This is a genomic window from Pseudomonas sp. NC02, from assembly GCF_002874965.1.
GTDB lineage: Bacteria > Pseudomonadota > Gammaproteobacteria > Pseudomonadales > Pseudomonadaceae > Aquipseudomonas.
In genome coordinates, this window is the sequence record NZ_CP025624.1 from 6,481,691 (window position 1) to 6,503,393 (window position 21,703).

Genomic DNA, 21,703 nt, shown 5'->3' on the forward strand with positions numbered 1-21,703 from the left:
TGGGAACGATCATGATCTTAAATATCCCCAGGCACCCTCGCCTTCTCCCGGGCATGTTCCCGGCTGATCAGCCCCTGGCTGACCAACGCCTTCAAACTCATGTCCAGCGTCGTCATCCCCAGCGCCCCACCCGTCTGGATCGCCGAATACATCTGCGCCACCTTGTCCTCGCGGATCAAATTACGAATCGCCGGTGTGCCGAGCATGATTTCGTGAGCCGCCACCCGCCCGCCGCCGACCTTCTTCACCAGCACCTGGGACACCACCGCCTGCAATGACTCCGAGAGCATCGAGCGGACCATGGTCTTTTCCCCCGCCGGAAACACATCCACCACCCGGTCCACGGTTTTAGCCGCCGACGTGGTGTGCAACGTGCCAAACACCAGGTGCCCGGTTTCCGCCGCCGTCAGCGCGAGCCGAATGGTTTCCAGGTCTCGCAATTCGCCAACCAGGATCACATCCGGGTCCTCCCGCAATGCCGAACGCAGGGCCGCCGAGAAACTGTGGGTATCGCGATGCACCTGTCGCTGGTTGATCAGGGCATTTTTCGGTTGGTGGATAAACTCGATCGGGTCTTCAAGGGTGAGGATGTGCTGGCGACGATGGGTGTTGAGGTAGTCGATCATCGCTGCCAGGGTGGTGGACTTGCCGGAACCGGTCGGCCCGGTGACCAGCACCAGCCCCCGTGGCAGGTCTGCGATGCGCCGGAACACCTCGCCCAACCCCAGGTGTTCCAGGCTCTGCACCGTTGAGGGGATGGTACGAAACACCGCGCCCATGCCCCGGTGCTGCTGGAACACATTCACCCGAAACCGCGCCACCTCGGGCAACTCGAAGGCAAAATCCGTTTCAAGAGATGTTTCGAAATCCTTTTGCTGGTGATTGTTCAGCAAAGGGCTGAGCAACGCCGCCACTTGCACCGGCGCAAGTACAGGCCAATCGAGTGGCCAGACCTCGCCATCCACTCGCAGCATCGGCGCCAACCCGGCCGACAGATGCAGGTCCGAGGCCCGCAGGCGTACGCCGGCGGCCAGCAGTTCAGTGATATCCATAGGGCTTTCCATTTCCAGTAGAATGCCGCGGACTCCATATCCACGGGCGCAACTTGAATGTCGACCATAGCAGACAACATCGGCCTGGTTTCCGAGCGGATCCGGGCAGCCGCCGAGGCCGCGCAGCGCGACGCAGGCAGCGTGCACCTGCTGGCCGTGAGCAAGACCAAACCCGCACAGGCCGTGCGCGAAGCCTATGCCGCCGGGATGCGTGACTTTGGCGAGAACTATCTGCAGGAAGCCCTGGGCAAACAGGCCGAATTAACCGACCTGCCCTTGAGTTGGCACTTCATCGGCCCCATTCAATCGAACAAGACTCGTGCGATCGCCGAGAACTTCGCCTGGGTGCATTCCGTGGACCGCCTGAAAATCGCACAACGCCTGTCCGAACAACGCCCGGCTGACCTGCCGCCGCTGAATATCTGCATCCAGGTCAACGTCAGTGGCGAAGCCAGCAAGTCCGGCTGTACACCCGCCGACCTGCCCGCCCTGGCCGAAGCCATCAGCGCCCTGCCGCGCCTGAAGCTGCGCGGCCTGATGGCGATTCCCGAGCCGACCGACGACCGTGCAGAGCAAGACGCAGCCTTCGCCACCGTGCGCGACCTGCAAGCGAGCCTCGACCTGGGGCTCGACACACTTTCCATGGGCATGAGCCATGACCTTGAGTCGGCCATCGCCCAAGGGGCCACCTGGGTGCGGATCGGTACCGCCCTGTTTGGTGCCCGCGACTATGGCCAGCCGTGAAATGGCTGACTTCCATCTGAGTAAGGACCTGTCATGAGCAACACGCGTATTGCCTTTATCGGCGCCGGCAACATGGCGGCCAGCCTGATCGGCGGCCTGCGGGCCAAGGGCCTGGAAGCACAACAGATTCGCGCCAGCGACCCGGGCGCCGACACCCGCTCCCGCGTCAGCGCCGAGCACGGCATCGACACCTTCGCCGACAACGCAGAAGCGATTGAAGGCGTGGACGTGGTAGTGCTGGCGGTCAAGCCACAAGCCATGAAAGCCGTGTGCGAAAGCCTGCGCCCAAGCCTCAAGCCCCATCAACTGGTGGTGTCCATCGCCGCCGGCATCACTTGCGCCAGCATGACCCACTGGCTCGGCGCCCAGCCGATTGTGCGTTGCATGCCCAACACCCCGGCGCTGCTGCGCAAGGGCGTGAGCGGCTTGTACGCCACATCCGAAGTCACTGCCCAACAGCGCGACCAGGCACAAGAGCTGCTGTCCGCCGTAGGTCTCGCCGTGTGGCTGGAACAAGAGCAGCAACTGGACGCCGTCACCGCCGTCTCCGGCAGTGGCCCGGCGTATTTCTTCCTGCTGATCGAGGCCATGACCGCCGCTGGCGTGAAACTCGGCCTGCCGCAGGAAGTCGCCGAGCAACTGGCCGAGCAGACCGCACTGGGCGCCGCGCAGATGGCCGTGACCAGCGATGTCGACGCGGCCGAGTTGCGCCGTCGCGTGACCTCGCCGGGCGGCACGACCCAGGCGGCAATCGAATCATTCCAGGCCGGAGGCTTTGAAGCCCTGGTGGAAAAAGCACTGGGTGCCGCAGCACATCGTTCGGCCGAAATGGCCGAGCAGCTGGGCAAATAGTCGTCCCCCACATAGGAATCAAACATGCTCGGAATCAATGACGCTGCCATTTTCATCATCCAGACCCTGGGCAGCCTGTACCTGCTGATCGTGCTGATGCGTTTTATCCTGCAACTGGTGCGGGCGAACTTCTACAACCCGCTGTGCCAGTTCGTGGTAAAGGCCACGCAGCCGCTGCTCAAGCCTCTGCGCCGGGTGATCCCGAGCCTGTTCGGCCTGGACATGTCGTCGCTGGTATTGGCGCTGCTGCTGCAGATCCTGCTGTTCGCGGTCATCCTGCTGCTCAATGGCTATCAGGCCACCACGCTGCTGTTGCTGCCGTGGGCCTTGATCGGGATCTTCTCGCTGTTCCTGAAGATCATTTTCTGGTCGATGATCATCAGCGTGATCCTGTCCTGGGTCGCTCCGGGCAGCCGCAGCCCGGGTGCCGAACTGGTGGCACAGATCACTGAGCCGGTGCTGGCACCGTTCCGTCGCCTGGTACCTAACCTGGGTGGCCTGGACATCTCGCCGATCTTCGCGTTTATCGCGATTCAGCTGCTGCAAAGCTGGGTGATTCCACGCTTGGCTTTCTACGCGTTCATGCCCAAAGAACTGTTCGGTCTGATCTGACGACAATGTGGCGAGGGAGCTTGCTCCCGCTGGGCTGCGCAGCAGCCCCAAAACGGCCGACCGCGTTGCATATGCAAAATCGCGGCAACCGGACCGGGACCGCTTCGCGCTCCAGCGGGAGCAAGCTCCCTCGCCACAAAAAGCCTTAAAAACACCAGCCGCAGGCCTTTGCTTGCCGCTGGGTGCAGCGGTCTTTAGACTTACGCCTCATTTAAACGAGAGCAGGGTCGATGCCAACTGCCTTCCCCCCCGATTCTGTTGGACTGGTCGTGCCCCAAGTGGCGCACTTCAGCGAACCGCTGGCCCTGGCCTGCGGCCGTTCGCTGCCCGCCTACGACCTGATCTATGAAACCTACGGCCAACTGAACGCTACGGCCAGCAACGCCGTGCTGATCTGCCACGCCCTGTCCGGCCACCACCACGCTGCGGGTTTCCACAGCATGGACGAGCGCAAGCCCGGCTGGTGGGACAGCTGCATCGGCCCCGGCAAGCCCATCGACACCAACAAGTTCTTCGTGGTCAGCCTGAACAACCTCGGCGGCTGCAACGGCTCCACCGGCCCCAGCAGCCTCAACCCGGAAACCGGCAAGCCGTTTGGCGCCGATTTCCCGGTGCTGACCGTGGAAGACTGGGTGCACAGCCAGGCGCGCCTGGCCGACGTACTGGGCATCGCCCAATGGGCCGCCGTGATCGGCGGCAGCCTGGGCGGCATGCAGGCCCTGCAATGGACCATCACCTACCCGGACCGCGTGCGCCATTGCCTGGCCATCGCCTCGGCCCCCAAGCTGTCGGCGCAGAACATCGCCTTCAACGAAGTGGCGCGCCAGGCGATCCTGACCGACCCCGAGTTCCACGGCGGTTCGTTCCAGGAAGCGGGCGTGATCCCCAAGCGCGGGCTGATGCTCGCGCGCATGGTCGGGCACATCACCTACCTGTCGGATGACTCCATGGGCGAGAAATTCGGCCGTGGCCTCAAGAGCGAGAAGCTCAACTACGACTTCCACAGCGTCGAATTCCAGGTCGAGAGCTACCTGCGTTATCAAGGCGAGGAGTTTTCCGGGCGTTTCGACGCCAACACCTACCTGCTGATGACCAAGGCCCTGGACTACTTCGACCCGGCGGCGAATTTCGACGATGACCTGGCGCGCACCTTCGAGGCGGCCACCGCAAAGTTCTGCGTGATGTCGTTCACCACCGACTGGCGCTTCTCCCCGGCCCGCTCGCGGGAATTGGTGGATGCGCTGATGGCCGCCAAGAAAGACGTCTGCTACCTGGAGATCGACGCACCGCAAGGCCACGACGCCTTCCTGATCCCGATCCCGCGTTACTTGCAGGCTTTTAGCAATTACATGAACCGAATAGCACTGTGAGAACGCCATGAGAGCCGACCTGGAAATCATCCAAGACTGGATCCCCGCCGGCAGCCGCGTGCTCGACTTGGGTTGCGGCGATGGCGAACTGCTGAACTGGCTGCGCGACAACAAGCAAGTCACCGGCTATGGCCTGGAAAACGACCCGGACAACATCGCCCAGTGCGTGGCCAAGGGCATCAACGTGATCGAGCAGGACCTGGACAAGGGCCTCGGCAACTTTGCCAGCAACAGCTTCGACATCGTGGTCATGACCCAGGCCCTGCAAGCCGTGCACTACCCGGACCGGATCCTCGACGAAATGTTGCGCGTCGGCCGCCAGTGCATCATTACTTTCCCCAATTTCGGCCACTGGCGCTGCCGCTGGTACCTGGCCACCAAGGGCCGCATGCCGGTGTCGGACTTCCTGCCGTACACCTGGTACAACACGCCCAACATCCACTTCTGCACCTTTGAAGACTTCGAAGCGCTGTGCGGCGAGCGCGAAGCCAAAGTCATCAACCGCCTTGCCGTCGATCAACAGCATCGTCACGGCTGGGCGAGTAAGCTATGGCCCAACCTGCTGGGTGAGATCGGGATCTACCGGGTCAGCAGCCCGGGCCTGACGGACCACCAGATTGCCGTCTAACCATTTTCAAGGAGGACGATCATGAGTCGCCTGGCTGTTTTTCTACTCACCGCGTGCCTGAGCGTCAGCGCTATGGCGGCGGATGTTATCGATGGTAATCGTCAGAAAGAATTCGGCGATATCACGGTGCACTACAACACCCTGACCACCAGCTTCCTGACGCCGGAAATGGCTCAGGAAGCCGGGATCGTACGCAGCAAAGAGCTGGGCATGATCAATGTGTTCGTAAACAAGGGCGTCGAATCGATAGACGCCACCGTTACCGGCACAATCAAGGATCTGGGCGGCAAGAGCGAGATGCTGACGTTCAAGAAAATCACCCAGAAAGGTTCTACGCTTTACGTCGCCCAGTACCCGGTGCCGCAGCAGGAAACCAAGATTTTCACCATCAACGTTGAAACCGGTGGCAAAGCCCACGGTTTCAGTTTCAACCAGGAACTGTTTCCGGCGCAATGATGAACCTTACTCAACTCGTACTGGCCAGCCATAACGCCGGCAAGCTCAAAGAACTCCAGGCCATGCTCGGCGACTCGGTGCAACTGCGCTCGATTGGCGAGTTCAGCCAGATAGAGCCGGAAGAGACCGGCCTGTCGTTTGTCGAGAACGCCATCCTCAAGGCCCGCAACGCCGCGCGTATTTCCGGCCTGCCGGCACTGGCTGACGATTCGGGCCTGGCCGTGGACTTCCTGGGCGGCGCGCCTGGCATCTACTCGGCACGTTACGCCGACGGTAAAGGCGACGCGGCCAACAAAGCCAAGCTGCTGGACGCCCTCAAGGACGTGCCCGACGCGATGCGCGGCGCGCAGTTCGTCTGCGTGCTTGCCCTGGTGCGTCACGCCGATGATCCATTACCGATCCTCTGTGAAGGCCTGTGGCACGGGCGCATCCTGCACGCGGCCAGCGGCGAGCACGGCTTTGGCTACGACCCGCTGTTCTGGGTGCCGGAGCGCAACGTCTCCAGTGCCGAACTGAGCCCGGCCGACAAGAACCAGATCAGCCACCGCGCCCGCGCAATGGATTTGCTGCGCCAGCGTCTGGGCCTGAAATGACTCAGAACACCTCCGCGCAGCCACTGATTCTCGGTGGCGCGCAAACACCTCGGGCGGCCCTGCCTCACCTGCCGCCCCTGGCGCTGTATATCCACATCCCGTGGTGCGTGCGCAAATGCCCCTATTGCGACTTCAACTCCCACACCGCCAGCAAGGTGCTGCCGGAGGAAGAGTACGTCGACGCGTTGCTGGCCGACCTCGATCAGGACCTGCACGCGGTTTACGGCCGTGAGCTGAGTTCGATCTTTTTCGGCGGCGGCACCCCAAGCCTGTTCAGCGCCGTTGCCCTGGGCCGGTTGCTCAAGGGCGTGGAAGCGCGCATCCCGTTTGCCGGCGATATCGAGATCACCCTGGAAGCCAACCCCGGTACCTTCGAGCAAGAGAAGTTCGTGGCGTACCGCAAGCTGGGGATCAATCGGCTGTCGATTGGCATCCAGAGTTTCCAGCAGGAAAAACTCGAAGCCCTGGGCCGCATCCACAACGGTGACGAAGCCGTGCGTGCCGCCGGCATGGCGCGCGAGGCCGGGTTCGACAACTTCAACCTGGACTTGATGCACGGTTTGCCCGATCAGTCCCTGGAGGACGCCCTGGGTGACCTGCGCCAGGCCATTGCCCTAAAGCCCACGCATCTGTCCTGGTATCAACTGACCCTGGAACCCAACACCGTGTTCTGGAACCAGCCGCCCGTGCTGCCGGAAGACGACACCCTGTGGGACATCCAGGAAGCCGGCCAGGCGTTGCTCGCCGAACACGGTTACGCCCAGTACGAAGTCTCGGCCTACGCCCAACCGGGCCGGCCGGCGCGGCATAACCTGAACTACTGGAGCTTTGGCGATTTTATCGGCATCGGTGCCGGCGCCCACGGCAAGCTCAGCCATCCGGATGGGCGCATCGTGCGCACCTGGAAAACCCGGGCACCGAAGGACTACCTCAACCCGGCGAAAAACTACCAGGCCGGCGCGAAAGAACTGACCAACGAAGAGTTACCGTTCGAGTTCCTGATGAACGCCCTGCGCCTCACCGACGGCGTCGAAGCCAGGCTTTACGCCGAGCGTACCGGCCTCGAACTGGCCAGCCTCGATGAAGCTCGCCGCGAGGCAGAACAAAGTGGCCTGATGCAGGTCGAACCGTCACGCCTGGCGGCCACCGACCGCGGGCAACTCTTTCTCAATGACCTGCTGCAGAAGTTTTTGAGCTGATTGCTCTTAAGGAAATCAAATGGATCTGGTACTCGACCTGCTCGCCACCGCATCCCGCTGGAGCCGTAGCAACCTGTCGGAAATCTCCCTGGCGTTAGTAGGCTGCCTGCTGGTGCTGTTTGGCGCCGACATCAAGGGCTGGGTCGAAGCACGGCTGGGCAGCATCGCGGGTGCGCTGCGCGTGCCGCTGATGGCGCTGGTGTGCATGATCGGCAGCGGTGCAGCACTGATCTATGCCACGCCGTGGATTGTTCGCGGGTTGAGCCAGTTCAACAACTACAGCCTGGCGCCGGTGTTGTTGGTGGTGCTGGTGTTGATTGGGGTGGTGGCGGATCGCCGCTGACCTTAAGCGCGGCACAAAACAAATGTGGGAGCGGGCTTGCTCGCGAATGCGGTGTGTCAGTCAGCGTAAATGTCGACTGATCTACCGCATTCGCGAGCAAGCCCGCTCCCACATTTTTTACTGCATTTCAAGCCTGGGACTTATCAGTCCACTTTCTCGAACTTCAAATCCCAAACCCCATGCCCGAGTCGCTCGCCGCGACGTTCGAACTTGGTGATCGGCCGCTCGGCCGGGCGCGGGACGCATTTGCCGTCTTCCGCCAGGTTGCGGTAGCCAGGGGCGACGTTCATCACTTCCAGCATGTACTCGGCATACGGTTCCCAGTCGGTGGCCATGTGCAGGATGCCGCCCACTTTCAGCTTGCTGCGCACCAGTTCCGCGAAGGAAGCCTGGACGATGCGGCGCTTGTGGTGGCGGCTCTTGTGCCAGGGGTCCGGGAAGAACAGCATCAGGCGGTCGAGGCTGTTGTCGGCGATGCAGCGGTTGAGCACTTCGATCGCGTCGCAGTCGTAGACCCGCAGGTTGGTCAGGCCCTGAGTCAGCACGCCGTTAAGCAGCGCGCCGACACCCGGACGGTGTACTTCAACCCCGATAAAATCCTGCTCCGGCGAAGCCGCGGCCATTTCCAGCAGGGAATGGCCCATGCCGAAGCCAATCTCCAGGGAGCGTGGTGCCGAGCGGCCAAACACCTGGTCGTAATCCACCGGCGCGTCTGCCAGCGGCAGGACGAACAGCGGCGTGCCCTGCTCCAGGCCCTTTTGCTGGCCCTCGGTCATGCGACCGGCGCGCATCACAAAACTCTTGATGCGGCGGTGCTTGGACTCGTCGCCTTCTTCCAGGGTGTTCGGCGTTTCGTTTGATTCAGTCATCAATGGCTCTTACTTGATCAGACCATCCAGCGGCGAGGAGGCGCTGGCGTAAAGTTTTTTCGGCATGCGCCCGGCGAGGTACGCCAGGCGGCCGGCGACAATTGCGTGGTTCATGGCTTCAGCCATCAGGACCGGCTGCTGGGCATGGGCGATGGCCGAGTTCATCAGCACCGCATCGCAACCCAGTTCCATGGCGATGGTGGCGTCGGAGGCAGTGCCCACGCCCGCATCCACCAGCACCGGGATCTTGGCTTCTTCAAGGATGATCTGCAGGTTGTACGGATTGCAGATACCCAGGCCGGAACCGATCAGACCGGCCAGCGGCATCACCGCGATGCAGCCGATTTCGGCCAGTTGGCGGGCGATGATCGGGTCGTCGCTGGTGTAGACCATCACGTCGAAGCCTTCCTTGACCAGGGTTTCGGCGGCCTTGAGGGTTTCGATCACGTTGGGGAACAGGGTTTTCTGGTCGGCCAGCACTTCCAGCTTCACCAGGTTGTGGCCGTCGAGCAGCTCACGGGCCAGGCGGCAGGTGCGCACGGCTTCGATGGCGTCGTAGCAACCGGCGGTGTTCGGCAGGAAGGTGTAGCGATCCGGCGACAGCACTTCGAGCAGGTTCGGCTCGCCCTCGATCTGGCCGAGGTTGGTGCGGCGCACGGCGAAAGTAACGATCTCGGCGCCCGAGGCTTCGATGGCCAGGCGGGTTTCTTCCATGTCGCGGTACTTGCCGGTGCCGACCAGCAGACGCGACTGGAAGGTACGACCGGCCAGGACGAAAGGCTTGTCGCTACGAACGATGCTCATGGGAAATCCTCGAGTTGGGGTGAGGTTCTGCAGAATGCGGGTTGGCGCCCTGGAGCGCCGGACGGCTAGCCGCCGCCGATGGCGTGGACCACTTCGACCTGGTCACCCTCGGTGAGCGCGGTCTCGACGTGCTGGCTACGCGGGACGATATCCTGGTTGAGCTCCACTGCGACGCGGCGTCCGGTCAAGTCCAGACGGGTCAGCAGGGCCGCAACGGTTTCACCGTCGGGCAGTTCAAAGGGTTCGCCGTTCAACTGAATGCGCATGCCACGGGCCGCCATCGTTTTTAGGGGCCAGCATTCTAGCGTGATTGGCGTTGCTGGCCCAAGCCCCTTGGTCAGGCAGCCTGTAGACGCCACGCCGCCAAACCGAGGAAGAACCAGCCCAGCAGGAACGCCAGGCCACCAAACGGGGTGATGATGCCGAGCTTGCTGATGCCGGTCATGGTCAGCACATACAGGCTGCCGGAGAACAGCAGGATGCCCACGGCAAAAGACACACCCGCCCACGTCACCAGCCTGCCCGGGATGTGCGCCGCCAACAGTGCCACGCCGAACAGCGCCAGGGTGTGCACCAACTGGTAGGTCACGCCGGTGTGGAAAATCGCCAGGTACTCGGCGCTCAGGCGGTTTTTCAGGCCGTGGGCGGCAAACGCACCCAGGGCGACGCCGGTGAAACCGAAAAAGGCAGCCAGCATCAGAAAGCCACGCAACATGAGGAACTCCAGTCAGACTCAGGGGGCAGGGTCTGTATAATGGCCCGCTCAACGGGTTCGGCCAAGCCATCTCTATGCTGCGTCTCCTCTTCAAGCGTTTTCTCAAAGCCCTCAAGTGGTTTGCCATCGGCAGCGTGCTGCTGGTGCTGCTGTTCCGTTTCGTGCCACCACCGGGCACTGCGCTGATGGTTGAGCGCAAGGTCGAGTCCTGGGTCGACGGCGAGCCGATTGACGTACAGCGCACGTGGGTGCCGTGGGATCAGATCTCCGACGAACTGAAAGTGGCGGTGATGGCGGGCGAAGACCAGCGCTTCCCGCAACATTGGGGTTTTGATTTCGACGCGATCCAGGCGGCGTTGCTGCATAACGAGCGCGGCGGTTCGATTCGCGGCGCCAGCACCTTGAGCCAGCAGGTGTCGAAGAATCTGTTTTTGTGGACCGGCCGCAGCTATTTCCGCAAGGGCCTGGAAGCCTGGTTTACCGGGCTGATCGAGATTCTCTGGCCCAAGCAGCGAATTCTTGAGGTGTATCTCAACAGCGTGGAGTGGGATGAAGGCGTGTTCGGCGCCGAAGCGGCGGCGCGGCATCACTTTGGCGTGAGCGCCAAGGCGCTGACCCGCCAGCAGGCCAGCTACCTGGCGGCGGTGTTGCCTAACCCGCGGGTGTGGAGTGCCAGCCATCCAACGTCGTATGTCGCGCGACGGGCGGCGTGGATTCGGCAGCAGATGAGTCAGTTGGGTGGCGACAGCTATTTGAATGAGCTGAACAACTCGCGCAAGGCGCCTTGGGCTGACTGACACCCACAAAACAAAAGTGGGAGCGGGCTTGCTCGCGAAAGCGGTGTGCCAGTCAATACCTTAGGTGACTGATCCACCGCCTTCGCGAGCAAGCCCGCTCCCACATTTCGATCGCGTTGTCCTAGCTACCTGTGTCAGGCGGCGATCGACAGTTTCAGCTTGTTCATCGCACTCTTCTCGAGCTGACGAATCCGCTCGGCCGACACGTTGTACTTCTGCGCCAAGTCGTGCAGCGTGGCTTTTTCTTCTGCCAACCAGCGCTGGTAGAGAATGTCACGGCTGCGGTCGTCCAGCACTTCCAGCGCTTCGTGCAGGTTGTGATTGGAGTTGTCGCTCCAGTCGGCATCTTCCAGCTGACGCGCCGGGTCGTACCGGTGGTCTTCCAGATAGTTGGCCGGCGATTGGAAGGCGCTGTCGTCGTCCGCTTCGGCGGCCGGGTCGAAGGCCATGTCATGGCCGGTCAGGCGACTTTCCATCTCGCGCACTTCACGTGGCTCTACGCCGAGGCTTTCGGCCACGCGATGCACTTCTTCGTTGTTCAGCCACGCCAGGCGTTTCTTCTGGCTGCGCAGGTTGAAGAACAGTTTGCGCTGGGCCTTGGTGGTCGCGACTTTCACGATGCGCCAGTTGCGCAAGATGAATTCGTGAATTTCCGCCTTGATCCAGTGCACAGCAAACGACACCAGGCGCACACCCATTTCCGGGTTGAAGCGCTTCACGGCTTTCATCAGGCCAACGTTGCCTTCCTGAATCAGGTCAGCCTGGGCCAGGCCGTAGCCGCTATAGCTACGGGCGATATGTACGACAAAACGCAGGTGGGCGAGCACCATCTGCCGAGCCGCCCCCAAATCCTGCTCATAGTAGAGACTCTCGGCCAGTTCACGCTCCTGCTCGGGCGTCAGCAATGGAATGCTGTTGACCGTGTGCACATAGGCCTCCAGGTTCGCACCCGGGACCAGAGCATAAGCAGGTTGCAAAGAAGTGGTCATACGAAAAAACCTCCGACTCACATAACTCGTGCAGTTCAGCACTGCGAAAATTGACCGGGAACCGTAGGACAAGTTCCCTAAACCACTGATACGGTCAATACAAACGAAACCACATTACCCTGACATTAACTACTTCGGTGCCAGCTCACGTAAATGCCGTGCGACCGCAATCCAAGCACCGATATACCCCAAGAGCACTGCCCCAAGCAACAATGACAGACCATCGGCTGCCGGCACGCCGGCCAGGGCAAAATCGCTGCCGTACAAACCGGCAAGCCCCACCACCGCATCGTTCAGCCAGTTCAGGCCAAAAGCCAGTACGCCCCAGGACAAAATTCCCGCACCGAAGCCATACAGCGCGCCCATGTACAGAAAAGGCCGACGCACATAGCTGTCCGTGCCGCCGACGAGTTTAATCACTTCTATCTCGGTGCGGCGGTTTTCAATATGAAGACGAATGGTATTGCCTATCACCAAAAGTAATGCAGACACCAGCAACACCGTCAGGCCGAACACAAACCGGTCGCCCAGCTTGAGAATCGCGGCCAACCGCTCTACCCAGACTAGATCAAGTTGTGCCTGTTGGACCTTCGGCAGCTCTGCGAGTTTTTGTCGCAGGGCTTCCAGGGTGGTCTTGTCGACCTCGTTCGGGGTGACCAGCACCACGCCCGGCAGCGGGTTTTGCGGCAACTCCTTGAGCGCCTCGCCCAGGCCGGACTGTTGCTGGAACTCTTCCAGGGCTTGATCGCGGCTGATGTACTCAGCCTCGGCCACACCCGGAATGCCCTTGATCTGGTCGCGCAGGGACTCACCGTCCTGGGCGCTGGCATCCAGGTTCAGGTACAGGGAAATCTGCGCCGCCCGCTGCCACGAACCGCCAAGGCGCTCGACATTGTTCAGCAGCAATGACAAGCCCATGGGCAGGCTCAAGGCCACGGCCATGACCAGGCAGGTAAAAAAGCTGCCGATCGGCTGCTTGCCGAGGCGGCGCAGGCTGTCTACCAGGCTGGCACGGTGGCTTTCGATCCAGGCATGCACCAGGGTGCCGAAATCCGGGCCATCGTCTTCGTCGCGTTTTTTCTTCTGTGGCTGCGGGTCGGCCGCCTTTGGCGCGACGCGCTCGGAAACCTTCGGGCTGCGTGTTGCACTCATACCCCAGCCTCCCCGTCACCGATCAGGCGGCCGCGTTGCAGGGTCAGCATGCGGTGGCGCATGCGGGCGATCAGCGCCAGGTCGTGACTGGCGATCAGCACGCTGGTGCCCAGGCGGTTGATGTCTTCGAACACGCCCATGATTTCTGCGGCCAGGCGCGGGTCGAGGTTACCGGTGGGTTCGTCCGCCAGCAGCAAGGCCGGGCGATGGACGATGGCGCGGGCGATGCCGACGCGCTGTTGCTGGCCGGTGGACAGGTCGCCTGGGTACAGGTCGGTCTTGTCCGACAGCGCCACGCGCTCCAGGGCCGAATCCACGCGCTTGACGATTTCGGCCTTGGACAGACCGAGAATCTGCAACGGCAAGGCGATGTTGTTGAACACCGTGCGATCGAACAGCAACTGGTGGTTCTGGAACACCACGCCGATCTGGCGGCGCAGGAATGGAATCTGTGCGTTGCTGATGGTTGCCAGGTCCTGGCCCGCCAGCAGCAGTTTGCCGGTGGTTGGGCGTTCCATGGCCAGCAGCAGGCGCAACAAGGTACTTTTACCGGCACCCGAATGGCCGGTCACAAACAAGAATTCGCCGCGACGCACCCGGAAACTCAGCTCATGCAAGCCGACATGCCCGTTGGCGTAGCGTTTACCGACCTGTTCGAAACGAATCATGAACGCTCCCGCTCGGCAAACAGTGCCTGTACAAAGGGTTCGGCTTCAAAAGTGCGCAGGTCGTCGATGCCTTCACCGACGCCGATGTAACGAATCGGCAACCCGAACTGCTTCGCCAGGGCGAAGATCACACCGCCCTTGGCCGTGCCGTCGAGCTTAGTCAATGCCAGGCCGGTCAGTTGGACCGTCTGGTGGAATTGTTTGGCCTGGCTGATGGCGTTCTGGCCGGTACCGGCGTCCAGCACCAGCAATACCTCGTGGGGCGCGTCGGCATCGAGCTTGCCGATCACGCGGCGAACTTTCTTCAGCTCTTCCATCAGGTTGTCTTTGGTGTGCAGGCGACCGGCGGTATCGGCGATCAGCACATCAATGTTGCGCGCTTTGGCGGCCTGCACCGCATCGAAGATCACCGAAGCCGAATCGGCGCCGGTGTGCTGGGCGATGACCGGGATCTTGTTGCGCTCGCCCCAGACCTGCAATTGCTCCACGGCGGCGGCACGGAAGGTGTCACCGGCGGCGAGCATGACTTTCTTGCCTTCCAGTTGCAGCTTCTTCGCCAGCTTGCCGATGGTGGTGGTCTTGCCGGCGCCGTTGACGCCAACCACCAGGATCACAAACGGCTTTTTCTGCGTATCGATGATCAGCGGCGCTTCCACCGGCTTGAGCATGTTGGCCAGCTCGGCCTGCAGCGACTTGTAGAGCGCATCGGCGTCGGTCAGCTGCTTGCGCGCGACCTTCTGGGTCAGGCTCTGGATGATCACGGCGGTGGCTTCGACGCCCACGTCGGCGGTCAGCAGGCGGGTTTCGATGTCCTCCAGCAGCTCGTCATCGATGGTCTTTTTGCCGAGAAACAGGCTGGCCATGCCTTCGCCGATGCTGGCGCTGGTCTTGCTCAGGCCTTGCTTGAGGCGGGCAAAGAAACCGGTCTTGCCGGTTTCGGCAGGAACAGCAGGCTCTTCGATGACTGCTGGCGCGGCGACCGCGACCGGAACAGGTTCGGCGACCACCGGTGCAGGCACCTCAACCACTGGCGGCGCCTGGACCACAACGGGCACAGGCTCCACGAGGGCCGGAATCGGCGGCGTCACATGCGCGGCCTGCTCGTCTTCAACCAGTGCTACAGGCTCTTCTGCCACCGGCAACACCAGCCATGGCTTGTGCTCTGGCTCTGGCTCTGGCGCAGGTTCTGGCTCAACCACCGGCTGCAACACCGGCTCGGCCATCGGCAACACCACCGGGGCCGGTGTTTCGGCAACCGGTTCGGCTTCTACTATGGATTCGGGGATCGGTTCAGCTTGAACCTGCGGCTGTTCGACGACGGTTTCCTGCGGCTTTTTGCGCAGCCATCCGAACAGGCCTTTTTTCTCGCCAGCCGCAGCTGGGGTCTTCTTGTCGTCGTTGGAACCAAACATGGAGACGGCTATCTCAAGGTAGCGACGCGCCAGGGGGCGTGCCGGTAAATAAAATTCGATGCGTAACAGACTGTTTTTTAGCCAGCTCGTTCATGCGCAACATTTTGTAAGGCCTAAATAGAGCCTTAACAAGACAGCCATAGTGGCCGTCCCTAGGTCGGACCAGTATCCTAGCACCTCCTCGCCCGCCGACGCTAAGACCAAGCGGGCAGCCCAACAGGTTTAAAAACGAATGAATGCTCTAGCCCGCCGCGCCGCAGGCCTGCTGCTCAGCACAGTTTGTCTGCCCCTTTCAGCTTTGGCTGCCGACCCACAACCCACCCACGAATTCACCCTGGACAACGGCCTCAAGGTCGTCGTGCGCGAAGACCATCGCGCCCCGGTGGTGGTTTCCCAGGTCTGGTACAAGGTTGGCTCCAGCTACGAAACCCCGGGCCAGACCGGTTTGTCCCACGCCCTGGAACACATGATGTTCAAGGGCAGCGCCAAGGTCGGCCCCGGCGAGGCTTCGTTGATCCTGCGTGACCTGGGCGCCGAAGAAAACGCCTTCACCAGCGACGACTACACCGCCTACTACCAAGTGCTGGCCCGTGACCGCCTGGGCGTCGCCTTCGAGCTGGAAGCCGACCGCATGGCCAGCCTGCGCTTGCCGGCCGACGAGTTCAGCCGCGAGATCGAGGTGATCAAGGAAGAGCGCCGGATGCGCACCGACGACAACCCGATGTCCAAGGCCTATGAGCGCTTCAAGGCCATGGCCTACCCGGCCAGCGGCTACCACACGCCGACCATCGGCTGGATGGCCGACCTGGACCGCATGAAGGTTGAAGAACTGCGCCACTGGTACCAATCCTGGTACGTGCCGAACAACGCCACCCTGGTAGTGGTGGGCGACGTAACCCCGGATGAAGTCAAAACCCTGGCCCAGCGCTATTTCGGCCCGATCCCCAAGCGCGACGTCCCCCCGGCGAAAATCCCGCTGGAGCTGGCCGAGCCCGGTGAACGCCTGCTGACTATGCATGTACAGACCAAACTGCCGAGCGTGATCCTTGGTTTCAACGTGCCGAGCCTGGCCACCGCTGAAGACAAACGCTCGGTCAACGCCCTGCGCCTGATCTCGGCCCTGCTGGACGGCGGCTACAGCGCGCGCATCTCGACACAACTGGAGCGCGGCGAAGAGCTGGTGTCCGGCGGCTCGTCGAGCTACGACGCCTACACCCGCGGTGACAGCCTGTTCACCCTGACTGCCACACCGAACCTGCAAAAGAAAAAGACCGTGGCCCAGGCTGAAGCCGGCCTTTGGCGCCTGCTGGATGAGCTGAAGGCCAAGCCACCGAGCGCTGAAGAACTGGAGCGTATCCGCGCCCAGGTCATCGCCGGCGTGGTTTACCAGCGCGACTCGATCACCAGCCAGGCCACTGCCATCGGCTCCCTGGAGACGGTGGGCCTGTCCTGGAAACTCATGGACACCGAGCTGGCCGAGCTGCAAAGCGTCACCGCCGAAGATATCCAGAAAGCTGCACGCACCTATTTCACCCGCGAACGTCTCAGCGTCGCCCATGTCTTGCCTGAGGAGACCGCTCATGAGTGAACGTAAAAACAACCGCCTGGTGCTGCCCGGCCTGATCGTGGTGACTTTGGCTGCGGCCTGCGCGGTGTACTTGCTGCGCCCCAGCGAATCCGTCGCCAGCCAGGCGCTGGAGCAGGCCAAGTCCGCCAACAAGCTGCAATCCCTGGCCGAGCTGGACGACAAGGCGCCGACCAACCGCAAGCTCGACGTGCAAACCTGGACCACCGCCGAAGGCGCCAAGGTGCTGTTCGTCGAAGCCCATGAACTGCCGATGTTCGACATGCGCATCCTGTTCGCCGCCGGCAGCAGCCAGGACGGCGCAACACCAGGCCTGGCGCTGTTGACCAACGCAATGCTCAACGAAGGCGTGCCGGGCAAGGACGTCAGCCAGATTGCCGCCGGTTTCGACGGCCTGGGTGCTGATTTCAGCAATGGCGCCTACCGCGACATGGCGCTGGTTTCCCTGCGCAGCCTGAGCGCCAGCGACAAGCGTGACGCCGCCCTGTCACTGTTTGACGACGTGATCGGCAAGCCGACCTTCCCGGCAGACTCTCTGGCGCGGATCAAGAACCAGCTGCTGGCCGGCTTTGAATACCAGAAACAGAACCCCGGCAAACTGGCGAGCATCGAGCTGTTCAAGCAGCTCTATGGCGACCACCCTTACGCCCATCCGAGCGAAGGCAACGCCGAGAGCGTGCCGAAGGTGACTCTCGCGCAATTGAAGGACTTCCACGCCAAGGCCTACGCCGCCGGCAACGCAGTGATTTCTGTAGTCGGCGATCTGACCCGCGCCGAAGCCGAAGCCATGACCGCCAAGGTTTCCGCGTCCCTGCCAAAAGGCCCGGCGCTGGCGAAAATCGCCCAACCGGTCGAGCCCAAGGCTGGCACCACCCACATCGAGTTCCCGTCCAAGCAGACAACCCTGCTGCTGGCGCAACTGGGTATCGACCGTGCCGACCCGGATTACGCCGCGCTGTCCCTGGGTAACCAGATTCTCGGCGGCGGTGGCTTCGGCACCCGTTTGATGAGCGAAGTGCGCGAGAAACGCGGCCTGACCTACGGCGTATACTCCGGCTTCTCGCCGATGCAGGTACGCGGTCCGTTCATGATCAACCTGCAAACCCGCGCCGAAATGAGCGCCGGCACGCTGCGATTGGTGCAGGACGTACTCGCCGACTACCTCAAGACAGGCCCGACACAGAAAGAACTCGATGACGCCAAGCGCGAACTGGCCGGCAGCTTCCCGCTGTCCACCGCGAGCAACGCCGATATCGTCGGGCAGCTGGGCGCCATGGGTTTCTACAACCTGCCGCTGAGCTACCTGGAAGATTTCATGAAACAATCCCAGGCGCTGACCGTTGACCAGGTCAAAGCTGCTTTGAACAAACATTTGAGTGCCGACAAGATGGTCATCGTGACCGCCGGCCCGACGATTGCGCAAAAGCCACTACCGCCCCCCACTGATAAACCCGCCGAGCAACCGCTCGGGGTTCCGGAGCATTAATGGCCCGTCCATCCCGTCCCAAAAAACCTGTCCACAACGTTCACAACGGTGTGGGCCAACTGCGCATCATCGGCGGAGAGTGGGGCAGCCGTAAGCTGAGCTTCCCTGATGTCGTGGGCCTGCGCCCGACGCCAGACCGCGTGCGTGAAACCCTGTTCAACTGGCTCGCGCCGTATATCGCCGGGGCCAAGGTGCTGGACCCGTTCGCGGGTAGCGGCGCGCTGTTCCTGGAGTCGCTGTCCCGTGGCGCGGCGCTGGGCCAGGCGCTGGATGCCAGCAATGTGGCGGTCGCCAGCCTCAAGGAACACCTGGGCACCCTGCGTTGCACCACCGGGCAAGTGCAGACGGCTGATGCGTTGCGCTACCTGGAAACCCAGGAAGCCCGTGAGTTTGACGTGGTGTTTCTTGATCCGCCGTTCAACCAGAACCTGCTGCCGACTGTATGTGCGCTGCTGGAAGAGCGTCAGTGGTTGGCGCCGGATGCCTGGATCTACACTGAAAGCGAGACGGCACCGTCCACACTCGGCCTGCCGGGCACGTGGCGCCTGCACCGCGAGCAGAAATCCGGGCGGGTGTATTACGCGTTGTGGCAACGCACCGTGTAGGAGCGAGCTTGCTCGCGAAGATCGTTAACGATGACGCGGGAAACCAGGGGAACGCGGTGATCTTGAGTTTTTCGCGAGCAAGCTCGCTCCTACAATGATTGGAGCAAGCCCATTCGGCACCGAGAATTTCATGACTCCGCCCCTCGACCGCTTCTCCCCCGCCTTCGGCCTCGGCAACCCGCACCTGCAAACGCTGTGGGGACCGCTGTGGCGCAAAACCACCCACATCGAACGCCAGCGCGAACGGCTGTGGCTGGCAGACGGCGACTTTCTCGACCTCGACTGGCACGGGCCCCATGACGCAACCACCCCGCTGGTGCTGGTGCTGCACGGGCTGACCGGCTCGTCCAACTCCCCTTACGTCGCCGGCCTGCAAAAAGCCCTCGCAACCCAAGGCTGGGCCAGCGTCGCGCTGAACTGGCGTGGCTGCTCCGGCGAACCCAACCTGCTCGCCCGCAGCTACCATTCCGGCGCCAGTGAAGACCTGGCCGAAACCATCGCTCACCTGCGGGCCAAGCGCCCGTTGGCGCCGCTGTATGCGGTGGGGTATTCACTGGGCGGCAATGTGCTGCTCAAGCACTTGGGTGAAACCGGTGAAGCCTCCGGGCTGCAAGGCGCGGCCGCCGTGTCGGTACCGTTTCGCCTGGATCAGTGCGCCGATCGCATTGGCCTGGGCTTTTCTCGGGTTTATCAGAAGCATTTCATGCGCGAAATGCTGGCCTATATCCGCGTCAAACAAAGCCGGTTTCTCAAGGATGGCCGCGAGGCAGGCCTGAAAACCCTCGCCGACCTGGGCTCGCTGGAGAAGATGCGCACGTTCTGGGACTTTGACGGCCGCGTCACCGCGCCGCTGCACGGGTTCCTCAGTGCCGAGGACTACTACCGCCGCGCCTCCAGCCGCTACTACCTCGGGGGCATTCGCACACCAACCCTGATCATCCAGGCCGCGGACGACCCGTTCGTGTTCGCCCACAGCCTGCCCGAGGCCAGCGAACTGTCGGATTGCACCGAGTTCGAACTGCTGGCCAAGGGCGGGCATGTGGGGTTTGTGGACGGCTCACTGAAGCAGCCAACTTACTACCTGGAACGGCGAATCCCGGAGTGGCTACTGACACAACGCCGATAAAAATGTGGGAGCTCCCACACTTTGGATCAGACCGGGTCAGGCAGACCTCAGTCGCCTGTTGCAACTTCCCGCTTTGGATCAGTGATCCACTCGCTCCACGACCCCGCGTACAACTTGCCCAACGGGTAACCCGCCAGGCACAGCGCAAACAGGTTGTGGCAGGCAGTCACGCCGGAGCCGCAGTAGGCCACCAGGTCATCCGGCGAGCGGCCTTGCAGCTTGGCGGCGAAGCGTTGCTTGAGCTGGTCCGCCGGCAGGAAACGGCCGTCGCTGCCCAGGTTTTCATTGAATGCGGCACATTGCGCGCCGGGGATATGCCCGGCAACCGGGTCGATCGGCTCCACTTCACCACGAAAACGCGGCTGGGCGCGGGCGTCGATCAGGGTCAGGCCGGGCTGGCCAAGGCGTTTCTGCAGGTGTTCGGCGTCCAGTTGCAAGTGGTTGTCCGGCGTGCCGCTGAAGGTGCCGGGCTCGATCACCGGCGCATCCAGGCTCAACGGGAAGCCCGCCGCGTGCCAGGCTTTCAGGCCGCCATCGAGGATGAACACGCCGTCGCGCTTGCCCAGCCAGGCCAGCAGCCACCAGGCACGGGCGGCATAGGCACCCGGGCCGTCGTCATACAAAACGATATCGCTGTCGGCGTTAACGCCCCATGCCCGCAGTTGCCGGATAAACGCATCCGGCGCCGGCAACGGATGGCGACCGGTCACGCCCTTGATTATCGGCCCGCTGAGGTGGCGCTCCAGATCGGCATACTGCGCCCCTTCGATATGCCCTTCGGCGTAGCTGCACAGGCCGTAGTCCGGGTCTTCCAGGGCAAAGCGGCAATCGAGGATTACCAGCCCGCCGGACTTCTGGCGCTCGGCCAGTTGCTGGGGGCTGATCAGTTGGGCAAGCGGCATGACTGACTCCTGTGGCTAGGTTAGCGTTCGGGAAACATCCTACTTCACTTCTTCCAGCGCCTGATTCAACGGCACGTAAAACTCTTTGAACAGTGCATCCACCGCGTCCTTGGCCTTGGGGGTGATAAACCCGGCTTCCAGCACCAGCACCTGATACACCCCGCGCTTGATCGCCTCAGCGCTCAGGTGCGTGGACTTTTCATTGGTGGTGCACAGGAAGCGCACCCATGAGGTGAGGATGATCCAGGCGTTGAGGGTCAGGGCTTCGGTTTGCACCGGGTCCATGTTCAGGATGCCGGCATCGACAAACCCCTGGTAGATGGCTGCGCCCTGGATCAGGCAGCGCTGGGAGAACCGCCGGTAGCCGGTGGCCAGCTCCGGGTCGCTTTCCAGCAGGTGTTCGAGGTCACGGTGCAGGAAGCGGTAGCGCCACATGCCGGCCAGCACCGCCTGCAGGTAGAAGCGCTTGTCTTCCACGGTCACCGCACGGCCCTGGGGCGGGCGCAGGAAACTGTCCACCAACGCTTCGTACTCACGAAACAGCACCGCGATAATCGCCTGCTTGTTGGGGAAGTGGTAGTACAGGTTGCCCGGGGAAATTTCCATATGGGCGGCGATATGGTTGGTGCTGACACTGCGCTCGCCCTGCTGGTTAAACAGCTCCAGGCTGGTTTGCACAATGCGCTCGCTGGTCTTTACTCGTGGTGCCATGGGAAATCAACTTCTAGACCCGTGATGGCGGCA

Annotated in this window: 25 protein-coding genes; 14 read left to right on the top strand and 11 right to left on the bottom strand. The window is 62.3% G+C overall.

Going from position 1 to position 21,703, the window contains the following annotated elements; translation table 11 throughout:
* Positions 1-17 precede the first annotated feature (17 nt).
* Positions 18-1,052 carry a type IV pilus twitching motility protein PilT gene (locus C0058_RS30570; protein WP_008434153.1) on the bottom strand — a complete coding sequence of 345 codons (1,035 nt, stop codon included), beginning with the start codon at positions 1,050-1,052 and terminating at the stop codon, positions 18-20.
* Positions 1,053-1,109: 57 nt separating this feature from the next.
* On the opposite strand from C0058_RS30570, the gene C0058_RS30575 reads away from it, so the two are divergent.
* From C0058_RS30575 to C0058_RS30615, 9 genes are all read left to right on the top strand, one after another.
* The gene (locus C0058_RS30575) at positions 1,110-1,796 is read left to right on the top strand and encodes a YggS family pyridoxal phosphate-dependent enzyme (RefSeq protein WP_008434154.1); all 687 of its coding nucleotides are present in this window, start codon (positions 1,110-1,112) and stop codon (positions 1,794-1,796) included.
* 33 nt (positions 1,797-1,829) lie between these two features.
* Positions 1,830-2,648: a pyrroline-5-carboxylate reductase gene (gene proC / locus C0058_RS30580; RefSeq protein ID WP_008434156.1), complete on the top strand. Its 819-nt coding sequence runs from the start codon at positions 1,830-1,832 to the stop codon at positions 2,646-2,648.
* Positions 2,649-2,672: 24 nt separating this feature from the next.
* Positions 2,673-3,260 (top strand): YggT family protein, encoded by a 588-nt coding sequence (locus C0058_RS30585; protein ID WP_003213764.1) that lies wholly within the window; start codon positions 2,673-2,675, stop codon positions 3,258-3,260.
* 230 nt (positions 3,261-3,490) lie between these two features.
* Positions 3,491-4,630, top strand: coding sequence for a homoserine O-acetyltransferase (locus C0058_RS30590; RefSeq protein ID WP_008434158.1), 1,140 nt, complete (start codon positions 3,491-3,493; stop codon positions 4,628-4,630).
* Between the two features lie 7 nt (positions 4,631-4,637).
* Positions 4,638-5,258 (top strand): methionine biosynthesis protein MetW, encoded by a 621-nt coding sequence (metW, locus tag C0058_RS30595; protein ID WP_102370096.1) that lies wholly within the window; start codon positions 4,638-4,640, stop codon positions 5,256-5,258.
* 21 nt (positions 5,259-5,279) lie between these two features.
* Positions 5,280-5,714 (top strand): DUF4426 domain-containing protein, encoded by a 435-nt coding sequence (locus C0058_RS30600; RefSeq protein WP_003213770.1) that lies wholly within the window; start codon positions 5,280-5,282, stop codon positions 5,712-5,714.
* Positions 5,711-6,307, top strand: a complete 597-nt coding sequence (rdgB, locus tag C0058_RS30605; protein ID WP_102370097.1) for an RdgB/HAM1 family non-canonical purine NTP pyrophosphatase — start codon at positions 5,711-5,713, stop codon at positions 6,305-6,307. The genes C0058_RS30600 and rdgB overlap by 4 nt, the downstream gene beginning before the upstream one ends.
* The gene (hemW, locus tag C0058_RS30610; RefSeq protein WP_102370098.1) at positions 6,304-7,506 is read left to right on the top strand and encodes a radical SAM family heme chaperone HemW; all 1,203 of its coding nucleotides are present in this window, start codon (positions 6,304-6,306) and stop codon (positions 7,504-7,506) included. Before rdgB ends, hemW begins: the two co-directional genes overlap by 4 nt.
* A 19-nt stretch (positions 7,507-7,525) precedes the next feature.
* Positions 7,526-7,849 (top strand): DUF3392 domain-containing protein, encoded by a 324-nt coding sequence (locus C0058_RS30615; RefSeq protein WP_102370099.1) that lies wholly within the window; start codon positions 7,526-7,528, stop codon positions 7,847-7,849.
* A gap of 143 nt (positions 7,850-7,992) precedes the next feature.
* Here the strand turns inward: C0058_RS30615 and trmB are convergent, their stop codons facing one another.
* From trmB to C0058_RS30640, 4 genes are all read right to left on the bottom strand, one after another.
* The gene (gene trmB / locus C0058_RS30625; protein WP_003213778.1) at positions 7,993-8,718 is read right to left on the bottom strand and encodes a tRNA (guanosine(46)-N7)-methyltransferase TrmB; all 726 of its coding nucleotides are present in this window, start codon (positions 8,716-8,718) and stop codon (positions 7,993-7,995) included.
* 9 nt (positions 8,719-8,727) lie between these two features.
* The gene (locus tag C0058_RS30630; RefSeq protein ID WP_102370101.1) at positions 8,728-9,522 is read right to left on the bottom strand and encodes a thiazole synthase; all 795 of its coding nucleotides are present in this window, start codon (positions 9,520-9,522) and stop codon (positions 8,728-8,730) included.
* A 65-nt stretch (positions 9,523-9,587) separates the two neighbouring features.
* The gene (thiS, locus tag C0058_RS30635; RefSeq protein ID WP_008434168.1) at positions 9,588-9,788 is read right to left on the bottom strand and encodes a sulfur carrier protein ThiS; all 201 of its coding nucleotides are present in this window, start codon (positions 9,786-9,788) and stop codon (positions 9,588-9,590) included.
* Positions 9,789-9,859: 71 nt separating this feature from the next.
* Positions 9,860-10,237: a DUF423 domain-containing protein gene (locus C0058_RS30640; protein WP_003213781.1), complete on the bottom strand. Its 378-nt coding sequence runs from the start codon at positions 10,235-10,237 to the stop codon at positions 9,860-9,862.
* A 74-nt stretch (positions 10,238-10,311) separates the two neighbouring features.
* Between C0058_RS30640 and mtgA the strand changes: the two genes are divergently transcribed.
* Positions 10,312-11,034, top strand: coding sequence for a monofunctional biosynthetic peptidoglycan transglycosylase (gene mtgA / locus C0058_RS30645; RefSeq protein WP_102370102.1), 723 nt, complete (start codon positions 10,312-10,314; stop codon positions 11,032-11,034).
* Positions 11,035-11,168: 134 nt separating this feature from the next.
* Here the strand turns inward: mtgA and rpoH are convergent, their stop codons facing one another.
* From rpoH to ftsY, 4 genes are all read right to left on the bottom strand, one after another.
* Entirely contained in the window at positions 11,169-12,023 is an 855-nt protein-coding gene (gene rpoH, locus C0058_RS30650) for an RNA polymerase sigma factor RpoH (protein WP_003176698.1), read from the bottom strand.
* A 129-nt stretch (positions 12,024-12,152) separates the two neighbouring features.
* Positions 12,153-13,175, bottom strand: coding sequence for a permease-like cell division protein FtsX (gene ftsX, locus C0058_RS30655; protein WP_003213783.1), 1,023 nt, complete (start codon positions 13,173-13,175; stop codon positions 12,153-12,155).
* Positions 13,172-13,843 (bottom strand): cell division ATP-binding protein FtsE, encoded by a 672-nt coding sequence (gene ftsE, locus C0058_RS30660; protein WP_003213784.1) that lies wholly within the window; start codon positions 13,841-13,843, stop codon positions 13,172-13,174. Before ftsE ends, ftsX begins: the two co-directional genes overlap by 4 nt.
* Entirely contained in the window at positions 13,840-15,255 is a 1,416-nt protein-coding gene (ftsY, locus tag C0058_RS30665; protein WP_102370103.1) for a signal recognition particle-docking protein FtsY, read from the bottom strand. The genes ftsE and ftsY overlap by 4 nt, the downstream gene beginning before the upstream one ends.
* A gap of 232 nt (positions 15,256-15,487) precedes the next feature.
* On the opposite strand from ftsY, the gene C0058_RS30670 reads away from it, so the two are divergent.
* From C0058_RS30670 to C0058_RS30685, 4 genes are all read left to right on the top strand, one after another.
* A complete protein-coding gene (locus C0058_RS30670) occupies positions 15,488-16,843 on the top strand; it encodes a pitrilysin family protein (RefSeq protein WP_003213786.1) in 1,356 nt (451 codons plus the stop codon).
* Complete coding sequence (locus tag C0058_RS30675) at positions 16,836-18,326, top strand: pitrilysin family protein (protein ID WP_003213787.1); 1,491 nt, start codon at positions 16,836-16,838, stop codon at positions 18,324-18,326. Before C0058_RS30670 ends, C0058_RS30675 begins: the two co-directional genes overlap by 8 nt.
* Entirely contained in the window at positions 18,326-18,931 is a 606-nt protein-coding gene (gene rsmD, locus C0058_RS30680) for a 16S rRNA (guanine(966)-N(2))-methyltransferase RsmD (RefSeq protein WP_003213788.1), read from the top strand. The genes C0058_RS30675 and rsmD overlap by 1 nt, the downstream gene beginning before the upstream one ends.
* Positions 18,932-19,061: 130 nt before the next feature.
* On the top strand, positions 19,062-20,057 hold the full coding sequence (locus C0058_RS30685) for a hydrolase (protein ID WP_102370104.1): 996 nt from the start codon (positions 19,062-19,064) through the stop codon (positions 20,055-20,057).
* 47 nt (positions 20,058-20,104) lie between these two features.
* On the opposite strand, the gene C0058_RS30690 is transcribed toward C0058_RS30685, so the two are convergent.
* Both C0058_RS30690 and C0058_RS30695 read right to left on the bottom strand, forming a co-directional pair.
* Positions 20,105-20,959, bottom strand: coding sequence for a sulfurtransferase (locus C0058_RS30690; protein WP_008438971.1), 855 nt, complete (start codon positions 20,957-20,959; stop codon positions 20,105-20,107).
* Between the two features lie 39 nt (positions 20,960-20,998).
* Positions 20,999-21,670 carry a TetR/AcrR family transcriptional regulator gene (locus tag C0058_RS30695; RefSeq protein WP_003213791.1) on the bottom strand — a complete coding sequence of 224 codons (672 nt, stop codon included), beginning with the start codon at positions 21,668-21,670 and terminating at the stop codon, positions 20,999-21,001.
* Positions 21,671-21,703: the final 33 nt, after the last annotated feature.